Below are 9,777 nucleotides of genomic sequence, written 5' to 3' on the forward strand. Positions count from 1 at the left end.
TTAGTTGCGGTCGAGGTCGATGTCGATACCCAGCGAGCGGATTTCCTTCACCAACACGTTGAAGGATTCCGGCATGCCTGCATCGATCACGTGATCGCCCTTGACCAGGTTCTCGTACACCTTGGTCCGGCCTGTCACGTCGTCCGACTTCACCGTCAGCATTTCCTGCAGCACGTACGATGCGCCGTACGCTTCGAGCGCCCACACTTCCATTTCACCGAAACGCTGGCCACCGAACTGCGCCTTACCGCCCAACGGCTGCTGCGTCACGAGCGAGTACGGGCCCGTGGAACGCGCGTGCATCTTGTCGTCGACCAGGTGGTGCAGCTTCAGGTAGTGCATGTAGCCGACCGTCACCGTACGTTCGAACATCTCGCCCGTGCGGCCGTCGTACAGACGAACCTGATTCTTCGACGGCGTCATGCCGAGGTTCTTCGCGATGTCGTCCGGGAATGCCAGATCCAGCGCGCGCGACATTTCTTCTTCCGTCGCACCGTCGAACACCGGCGTTGCAAACGGCACGCCTTCGCGCAGGTTCTTCGCCAGCTCAACGATTTCGTCGTCGGTGAAGCTGTCCAGCTCTTCAGCACGGCCCGACTCGTTGTAGATCTTGGTCAGGAATTCGCGCAGTTCAGCGATCTTCGCCTGACGCTGCAGCATTTCGCCGATACGCCAGCCCAGACCCTTCGCGGCCCAACCCAGATGCACTTCGAGAACCTGACCCACGTTCATCCGTGACGGCACGCCGAGCGGGTTCAGAACGACGTCAGCCGGACGGCCGTCGGCCATGTACGGCATGTCTTCGATCGGAACGATCTTCGACACGACACCCTTGTTACCGTGACGGCCGGCCATCTTGTCGCCAGGCTGCAGACGGCGCTTGACTGCCAGGTACACCTTGACCATCTTCAGCACGCCCGGCGGCAGTTCGTCGCCTTGCGTGAGCTTCTTGCGCTTTTCTTCGAACGCCAGATCGAACTGGTGACGCTTTTCTTCGATCGAGTTCTTGATCGCTTCGAGCTGCGCCGCTGCTTCTTCGTCCGCGAGGCGGATGTCGAACCAGTGGTAGTGGTCGAGATCTTCCAGGTAAGCCTGTTCGATCTTCGTGCCCTTCGCGAGCTTCTTCGGACCGCCGTTCGCGACCTTGCCGTCGAGCATACGTGCGAGACGCTGGAACGCGTCGCCTTCCACGATGCGCAGCTGGTCGTTCAGGTCGAGGCGATAGCGCTTCAGTTCATCGTCGATGATCTGTTGCGCACGCTTGTCGCGCTGAATGCCTTCACGCGTGAACACTTGAACGTCGATGACCGTACCGCTCATGCCTGACGGCACGCGCAGCGACGTGTCCTTCACGTCCGAAGCCTTTTCACCGAAGATCGCGCGCAGCAGCTTTTCTTCCGGCGTCAGTTGGGTTTCGCCCTTCGGCGTGACCTTACCGACCAGCACGTCGCCCGCTTCGACTTCCGCGCCGATGTACACGATGCCCGACTCGTCGAGACGGCCAAGCTGCACTTCCGCGAGGTTCGAAATGTCGCGCGTGATTTCTTCCGGTCCGAGCTTCGTGTCGCGAGCCACGACGTTCAGCTCTTCGATGTGGATCGACGTGTAGCGGTCGTCAGCAACCACCTTCTCCGAGATCAAAATCGAGTCTTCGAAGTTGTAGCCGTTCCACGGCATGAACGCGATCAGCATGTTCTGGCCGAGCGCGAGCTCGCCCAGATCGGTCGAAGCGCCGTCAGCCAGCACGTCGCCGCGCGCAACCTTGTCGCCCATCTTCACGATCGGACGCTGGTTGATGTTCGTGTTCTGGTTCGAACGCGTGTACTTGATCAGGTTGTAGATGTCCACACCGACATCGCCCGCCACCGCTTCGTCGTCGTTCACGCGAATCACGATACGGCCTGCGTCGACGTAATCGACCACACCGCCGCGGAATGCCTGAACCGTCGTGCCCGAGTCGACTGCCACCGTGCGCTCGATACCCGTACCGACCACGGCCTTTTCAGGACGCAGACACGGCACAGCCTGACGCTGCATGTTCGAACCCATCAATGCGCGGTTCGCGTCATCGTGCTCGAGGAACGGAATCAGCGAAGCTGCGACCGACACGATCTGCGACGGCGCCACGTCCATGTACTGGATGCGGTCCGGCGTGACCATCAGCGTTTCGCCTGCTTCACGCGACGACACGAGTTCGTCGGTCAGCGAGCCGTCGGCAGCCACCGCCGCGTTCGCCTGAGCGATCACGTAACGGCCTTCTTCGATCGCCGACAGATAGTCGATCTGGTCGGTCACCTTGCTGTCGACCACCTTGCGATACGGCGTTTCGAGGAAGCCGTATTCGTTCAGGTGCGCGTACAGCGCCAGCGAGTTGATCAGGCCGATGTTCGGACCTTCCGGTGTTTCAATCGGACACACACGACCGTAGTGAGTCGGGTGCACGTCGCGGACTTCAAAGCCAGCGCGCTCGCGCGTCAAACCGCCCGGGCCAAGTGCCGAAACGCGGCGCTTGTGGGTAATTTCCGACAGCGGGTTCGTTTGGTCCATGAACTGAGACAGCTGCGACGAACCGAAGAACTCACGAATCGCCGACGAAATCGGCTTCGAGTTGATCAGGTCGTGCGGCATCAGGTTTTCGCTTTCGGCCTGGCCGAGGCGTTCCTTCACAGCACGTTCGACACGCACGAGACCTGCGCGGAACTGGTTTTCCGCCAGTTCGCCGACACAACGCACACGACGATTGCCCAAGTGGTCGATGTCGTCCACTTCGCCCTTGCCGTTACGCAGTTCGACCAGGATCTTGATCGTGGCGAGGATGTCGTCGTCTTGCAACGTCATCGGACCGACGATCTCGTCGCGACCCACGCGACGATTGAACTTCATACGACCCACCTTGGACAGGTCGTATGCGTCTTCGCTGTAGAACAGACGGTTGAACAGCGCCTCAACCGCTTCTTCGGTCGGCGGTTCGCCCGGACGCATCATGCGGTAGATCGCGATGCGAGCGGCCATCTTGTCCGCCGTTTCGTCGATCCGCAGCGTCGACGAGATGTACGGACCTTGATCCAGATCGTTCGTGTAGAGCGTCTGGATGTCTTTGATCTTCGCTTCGCGGAGCTTTTCGAGGACGGTTTCGGTGATTTCGTCGTTCGCGTTGGCGATGACTTCACCGGTGTCGCCGTCGACGACGTTCTTCGCCAGCACGCGGCCGAGCAGATAGTCTTCCGGGACCGAGATGAACTTGGTCTTCGCGTTGTCGAGGTCGCGAATGTGCTTCGCGTTGATCCGCTTGTCCTTCTGGACGATCACGTTGCCGTCACGGTCCGAGATGTCGAAGCGCGCGACTTCGCCGCGCAGACGCTCCGGCACGAATTCCATCTGCGCGCCTTCCGGCATCAGCGTGAAATTGTCGAACACGAAGAAGTTTGCGAGGATCTGTTCCGGCGTGAGACCGATTGCCTTCAACAGGATCGTGACCGGCATCTTGCGGCGACGGTCGACGCGGAAATACAGCACGTCCTTCGGGTCGAACTCGAAGTCGAGCCACGAACCGCGGTAAGGAATGATACGAGCCGAGAACAGGAGCTTGCCCGAGCTGTGCGTCTTGCCCTTGTCGTGTTCGAAAAACACGCCCGGCGAACGGTGCAGCTGCGAAACGATCACACGTTCCGTGCCGTTGATGACGAACGAACCGGTCGGCGTCATGAGCGGAATTTCGCCCATGTACACTTCCTGCTCCTTCACTTCCTTGACGACCGGCTTGCTCGGCGATTCCTTGTCGAGCAGCACCAGACGCACTTTCGCGCGCAGGGCCGAGCAGTACGTCAAACCGCGCTGCTGACATTCCTTGATGTTGAATGCCGGCGGCGACAGCATGTAGCTGACGAACTCGAGACGAGCGAAACCGTTATGCGAAACGATCGGGAAAACGGAGGTAAACGCAGCTTGCAGGCCTTCCGGCTTGCGTTGCGTAGACGACGTGTCTGCTTGCAGAAACGTGCTGAATGATTCAAGCTGGGTAGCCAGCAGGAAAGGTACTTGGTGAACGATGGGGCGCTTCGCAAAACTCTTGCGAATACGCTTCTTCTCGGTGAAGGAATATTGCATACGATCTCCGAATCACGGCGGGCATTGTTGTCGAGGCAGGATACCTTGATGAGACAACCCGAGTGTTCACCGACTGAGACCCGATGGCCGTCCGATGGCTTGAACGAGCCTAGAAGCTTGGTGGTTGGCCGCTACCAACCGCTGGCTGACGGCAGCGGATGCCTATGTTGCCCGCTACCCGACCAAACTTGCCTTCTGCAGTCGCTTCAGAAGACAAAGAAAAACGCCGGTCAATATTGCCGAAGGGCGGTTTTCTTTGGCTTCTGGGAGTCTCGTTCTTGCCGAAACAGCCGTGCAAAAACGCGGCTCCCACAAAGCACAAAAAGGCCGGCGGTGGAAAACCGCCAGCCTTCGCACAGCGCGCTGAAACTTACTTGATTTCAGCTTTCGCGCCGGCTTCTTCCAGCTTCTTCTTGGCTTCTTCAGCAGCAGCCTTCGGCACCGATTCCTTAACAGGCTTCGGTGCACCGTCGACCAGGTCCTTCGCTTCCTTCAGGCCGAGACCCGTCAGTTCGCGAACAGCCTTAATGACGGAAACCTTGTTCGCGCCGACGTCAACCAGGTTGACCGTGAATTCGGTCTGCTCTTCAGCAGCAGCAGCAGCGCCGCCGCCTGCCGGGCCTGCCACTGCAACAGCAGCTGCCGACACGCCAAACTTTTCTTCGAACGCCTTAACCAACTCGTTCAGTTCCAGAACCGACATCGAGCCTACGGCTTCGAGGATGTCTTCTTTTGCGATTGCCATTTGAAATACTCCTAAATTGAATTCGGATACAGCCAGCGATCAATCACGCTCGACTGAAGTGCGTTACGCAGCGGTTTCTTCGCCTTGTTTCTTTTCTGCCAGCGCGGCCAGAGCGCGCGCAAAGCCGGAAACAGGTGCTTGCATAACGTACAACAGCTTGGAGAGCAGTTCTTCGCGGCTCGGGATGTTTGCCAGCGCTTGCACGCCAGCCTTGTCCATCACCTTGCCTTCGTAGGAACCAGCCTTGATGACCAACTTGTCATTGCCCTTGCTGAAGTCGTTGACGACCTTAGCTGCAGCAATTGCATCTTCCGAGATGCCGTAGATCAGGGGGCCAGTCATCTGCTCTGCCAGCGGAGCAAACGGGGTACCTTCGACAGCGCGACGCGCCAGCGTGTTTTTCAACACACGAAGGTAAACCTGTTGCTCACGCGCTTTCGCGCGCAGCTTGGTCAGATCGCCAACCGCGATTCCACGATACTCAGCCAGAACCACGGTCTGGGCTTTCGCGACTTGCGCGGCAACCTCAGCGACCACAGCCTGCTTGCTTTCTTTGTTGAGTGGCACGGTTAACCTCCAGATTCGATACACGCAGCGTGCGCCTTGTGTACCGCGTTCAATAACGGCGTCCGACCAGTCAGGAGTATTTCGACCGCCTGACACCCGCATTGCTGCGGACGTCAACCGGCTTCATCACTACAAAACCTTTTCGGGTTCGCCATCTGCGTTGGCTTTACATTAAGGACTCGCCTACCTACTGCTTGCCCGCCAACGGTCTTTGACAACCGGCTGTGCGATGCAGACTGCCACCTCACAACCGCCCAAAGCCCATAAAACCGCCCCGACTCGCGCCGAGGCGATGAAATTTATTACTGTGCAGCGAGCGATGCCTGGTCGACGCGAACGCCGACACCCATCGTGCTCGACACAGCAACCTTGCGCAGGTAGACACCCTTGCTCGTTGCCGGCTTCGCCTTTTGCAGTGCTTCGACCAGCGCGCTCAGGTTGCTACGCAGAGCCGTCGGCTCGAACGAAGCACGGCCGATGGTCGCGTGGATGATACCGGCCTTGTCGACACGGAATTGCACCTGCCCAGCCTTGGCGTTCTTGACCGCAGTCGCGACGTCCGGCGTAACCGTACCGACCTTCGGGTTCGGCATCAGGCCACGCGGGCCGAGGATCTGACCCAGCGTACCGACGACGCGCATCGTGTCCGGCGAAGCGATCACGATGTCGAAGTCCAGCTTGCCAGCCTTGACCTGTTCAGCCAGGTCTTCCATACCAACGACTTCTGCGCCGGCGGCACGAGCTTGCTCAGCCTTTTCACCTTGTGCGAACACTGCGACGCGGACCGACTTACCAGTACCAGCCGGCAGCACGACCGAACCACGAACCACTTGGTCCGACTTCTTCGCGTCGATGCCGAGTTGCACTGCGACGTCGATCGACTCGTCGAACTTCGCGCTTGCGCATTCCTTGACGATCGACAGAGCTTCGTCGATCGCGTACAGCTTCTGACGATCAACCTTGGCTGCAAATACTTGCAGACGCTTCGAAAGCTTAGCCATTTACACGCCCTCCACGGTGATGCCCATCGAGCGGGCGCTACCAGCGATCGTACGAACCGCTGCGTCCAGATCAGCTGCCGTCAGATCGGGCATCTTGGTCTTGGCGATGTCCTCAGCTTGAGCACGGGTGATCTTGCCGACCTTGTCGGTATGCGGCTTGCTCGAACCCTTGTCAATCTTAGCTGCCTTCTTGATCAGAACCGTGGCCGGCGGCGTCTTCAGTACAAACGTGAAGCTCTTGTCAGCGAACGCGGTGATCACGACCGGAATCGGCAGACCCGGCTCCATTGCTTGAGTCTGCGCGTTGAACGCCTTGCAGAACTCCATGATGTTCAGGCCGCGTTGGCCCAGTGCCGGGCCGACCGGCGGCGACGGGTTGGCTTTACCTGCAGGAATCTGCAGCTTGATAAAGCCGATGATTTTCTTTGCCATGTTGAAAACCTCTTTGGAACGTTCCAGAAATAAATGCGAACGTTCAGTGAGTAGTAGCGCGCGTTCGTCGAAACTGATTACTTACGCTCCTCAACGACCATTACGCGGACCGTAAGCGCGAAATACGGAACGCACCGACCGGTGCGCCCCGTAGAATTCTGGATTACAACTTTTCGACCTGGCCGAATTCCAGCTCGACCGGCGTTGCGCGGCCGAAGATTGTAACGGAAACACGGACGCGCGACTTTTCGTAGTTCACTTCTTCGACGCTGCCGTTGAAATCCGTGAAAGGACCATCCTTCACCCGAACCATCTCGCCAACTTCGAACAGGGTCTTCGGACGCGGCTTCTCCACGCCTTCCTGCATTTGCGACATGATCTTTTCGACTTCCCGCGGGGAAATCGGGCTCGGGCGATTTCGCGCACCGCCAACGAAACCGGTCACCTTAGCCGTGTTCTTCACAAGGTGCCACGTTTCATCTGTCATTTCCATTTCCACGAGCACGTAGCCCGGGAAGAACCGACGTTCGGTCACCGATTTGTGACCGCCCTTCACCTCGACCACCTCTTCGGTCGGAACGAGGATTTGACCAAACTGGTCTTGCATGCCAGCACGTTCGATGCGCTCCTGAAGCGCACGTTGCACGCTCTTCTCCATACCGGAGTAGGCGTGCACCACATACCAACGTTTGCCGCTCGGGGATGCCGGAGTATCGCTCATATCATTTCCAACCCAGAATCACCGAGAAAATCGCCCATTCAATGGATTTGTCACTAACCCAAAGAAAAATTGCCATGACGAACACGAAGCCGAAAACTACGAGCGTTGTCTGGGTCGCCTCTTTGCGAGTAGGCCAAACAACCTTACGGACTTCCTTGTACGAATCTTTGGCGAAAGCGATGAAACCCTTGCCAGGCGCGGAGAGAAGACCGACCGCAACGCCCGCGATCGCACCAACAGCCAAGGCAGCTCCGCGGATGTACCATTCCTGGCCATTGAGCCAGAAGAACCCCACGAACCCGGCCAAGACCAACAATACCCCTGCAACGAGCATCAACTTGTCGCCGGATGTATTTACAGTTTCGACGGAAGGATTCGCCATAACACCTTAACGAAGCGCCACATACGACGCAAGAGTTGGCAGGGGCAGAGGGAATCGAACCCCCAACCTTCGGTTTTGGAGACCGACGCTCTGCCAGTTGAGCTATGCCCCTAAACCATTTGGGGTTGACGACACCGCCAACCCCGAAACTACCGATCCACGAGAACTATCTGGCGTTACTCGAGAATCTTGGCAACCACACCAGCGCCGACCGTACGGCCGCCTTCGCGAATTGCGAAACGCAGACCTTCTTCCATCGCGATCGGGTTGATCAGCTTCACCGTGATCGACACGTTGTCGCCCGGCATGACCATTTCCTTGTCCTTCGGCAACTCGATCGAGCCCGTCACGTCCGTCGTACGGAAGTAGAACTGCGGGCGATAGTTGTTGAAGAACGGCGTGTGACGGCCACCTTCGTCCTTGCTCAGCACGTACACTTCAGCCGTGAAGTGCGTGTGCGGGTTGATCGAACCCGGCTTCGCCAGAACCTGGCCACGCTCCACGTCTTCACGCTTCGTGCCGCGCAGCAGGATACCAACGTTGTCGCCTGCCTGACCCTGGTCGAGCAGCTTGCGGAACATTTCCACGCCCGTGCAGGTCGTCTTCACCGTCGGCTTGATACCAACGATTTCGATTTCTTCGCCGACCTTCACGATGCCGCGCTCAACGCGACCCGTCACCACCGTGCCGCGACCCGAGATCGAGAACACGTCTTCCACCGGCATCAGGAACGCACCGTCAACTGCGCGCTCCGGCGTCGGGATGTACGTGTCCAGCGCATCGGCCAGGTTCATGATCGCCACTTCGCCCAGCTCGCCCTTGTCGCCTTCCAGCGCCAGCTTGGCCGAACCCTTGATGATCGGCGTGTCGTCGCCCGGGAAGTCGTACTTCGACAGAAGTTCGCGAACTTCCATCTCGACCAGCTCCAGCAGCTCAGCGTCGTCCACCATGTCGCACTTGTTCAGGAACACGATGATGTACGGAACGCCAACCTGACGCGCCAGCAGGATGTGCTCACGCGTTTGCGGCATCGGGCCGTCTGCAGCCGAGCACACCAGGATCGCGCCGTCCATCTGCGCTGCGCCCGTGATCATGTTCTTCACATAGTCAGCGTGGCCCGGGCAGTCGACGTGTGCGTAGTGGCGGTTAGCCGTTTCGTACTCGACGTGTGCCGTGTTGATCGTAATACCACGTGCCTTTTCTTCCGGCGCCGCGTCAATCTGGTCGTATGCCTTCGCTTCGCCGCCAAACTTCTGCGTCAGAACCGTCGTGATCGCTGCCGTCAGCGTGGTCTTGCCGTGGTCAACGTGACCGATCGTGCCGACGTTCACGTGCGGCTTGGTCCGCTCAAACTTACCCTTGGCCATTTTCGACTCCTAAGAGGATTTTTCCGTACGTTGCGCCGGGCGCAAACAATCACCGAGTACTTCTGGTGCCCATGGGCAGGATCGAACTGCCGACCTCTCCCTTACCAAGGGAGTGCTCTACCACTGAGCCACATGGGCGCTACTTCTGTGTCACTGGAGCGGGTGAAGGGAATCGAACCCTCGTCGTAAGCTTGGAAGGCTTCTGCTCTACCATTGAGCTACACCCGCAAGGATTCATGGATTCCCAACAACTGCTACAACTTGCATTCTGGTGGAGGAGGTTGGATTCGAACCAACGTAGGCGTAAGCCAACAGATTTACAGTCTGCCCCCTTTAGCCACTCGGGCACCCCTCCGCAGAGAACTGATGATTATGGGGGAACAACCGTTTGTTGTCAAGACTTGCTTGACCGTTCCAAACCCAAAGCTCTCACTTATATAGTGATTCCAGTCCTT

At 58.4% G+C, this 9,777-nt stretch carries 9 protein-coding genes and 4 tRNA genes; 1 reads left to right on the forward strand and 12 read right to left on the reverse strand.

What is annotated here, in order from left to right; all coding sequences use genetic code 11:
* Positions 1–4,107 (reverse strand): DNA-directed RNA polymerase subunit beta, encoded by a 4,107-nt coding sequence (gene rpoB / locus PQQ53_RS33245; protein WP_121315902.1) that lies wholly within the window; start codon positions 4,105–4,107, stop codon positions 1–3.
* Between the two features lie 124 nt (positions 4,108–4,231).
* Between rpoB and PQQ53_RS33250 the strand changes: the two genes are divergently transcribed.
* Complete coding sequence (locus PQQ53_RS33250; protein ID WP_408328826.1) at positions 4,232–4,474, forward strand: hypothetical protein; 243 nt, start codon at positions 4,232–4,234, stop codon at positions 4,472–4,474.
* A gap of 3 nt (positions 4,475–4,477) precedes the next feature.
* Here the strand turns inward: PQQ53_RS33250 and rplL are convergent, their stop codons facing one another.
* The 11 genes from rplL to PQQ53_RS33305 form a co-directional block, all read right to left on the reverse strand.
* Complete coding sequence (gene rplL / locus PQQ53_RS33255) at positions 4,478–4,852, reverse strand: 50S ribosomal protein L7/L12 (protein WP_408149840.1); 375 nt, start codon at positions 4,850–4,852, stop codon at positions 4,478–4,480.
* Positions 4,853–4,915: 63 nt separating this feature from the next.
* On the reverse strand, positions 4,916–5,419 hold the full coding sequence (gene rplJ / locus PQQ53_RS33260; RefSeq protein ID WP_042329779.1) for a 50S ribosomal protein L10: 504 nt from the start codon (positions 5,417–5,419) through the stop codon (positions 4,916–4,918).
* Positions 5,420–5,721: 302 nt separating this feature from the next.
* Positions 5,722–6,420 carry a 50S ribosomal protein L1 gene (gene rplA / locus PQQ53_RS33265; RefSeq protein WP_408328829.1) on the reverse strand — a complete coding sequence of 233 codons (699 nt, stop codon included), beginning with the start codon at positions 6,418–6,420 and terminating at the stop codon, positions 5,722–5,724.
* Positions 6,421–6,852 carry a 50S ribosomal protein L11 gene (rplK, locus tag PQQ53_RS33270; protein ID WP_042329781.1) on the reverse strand — a complete coding sequence of 144 codons (432 nt, stop codon included), beginning with the start codon at positions 6,850–6,852 and terminating at the stop codon, positions 6,421–6,423.
* Between the two features lie 163 nt (positions 6,853–7,015).
* Complete coding sequence (gene nusG, locus PQQ53_RS33275; protein WP_007180147.1) at positions 7,016–7,573, reverse strand: transcription termination/antitermination protein NusG; 558 nt, start codon at positions 7,571–7,573, stop codon at positions 7,016–7,018.
* Between the two features lies 1 nt (position 7,574).
* Complete coding sequence (gene secE / locus PQQ53_RS33280; RefSeq protein WP_179707953.1) at positions 7,575–7,955, reverse strand: preprotein translocase subunit SecE; 381 nt, start codon at positions 7,953–7,955, stop codon at positions 7,575–7,577.
* Between the two features lie 36 nt (positions 7,956–7,991).
* A tRNA-Trp gene (locus PQQ53_RS33285) sits at positions 7,992–8,067 on the reverse strand.
* A 64-nt stretch (positions 8,068–8,131) separates the two neighbouring features.
* Positions 8,132–9,322, reverse strand: a complete 1,191-nt coding sequence (gene tuf / locus PQQ53_RS33290) for an elongation factor Tu (protein WP_105511076.1) — start codon at positions 9,320–9,322, stop codon at positions 8,132–8,134.
* Between the two features lie 63 nt (positions 9,323–9,385).
* Positions 9,386–9,460 (reverse strand) — tRNA-Thr (locus PQQ53_RS33295).
* 16 nt (positions 9,461–9,476) lie between these two features.
* Positions 9,477–9,550 (reverse strand) — tRNA-Gly (locus PQQ53_RS33300).
* Between the two features lie 41 nt (positions 9,551–9,591).
* Positions 9,592–9,677 (reverse strand) — tRNA-Tyr (locus PQQ53_RS33305).
* Between the last annotated feature and the right edge of the window lie 100 nt (positions 9,678–9,777).

Source organism: Paraburkholderia strydomiana (assembly GCF_046030495.1).
GTDB lineage: Bacteria > Pseudomonadota > Gammaproteobacteria > Burkholderiales > Burkholderiaceae > Paraburkholderia > Paraburkholderia strydomiana_A.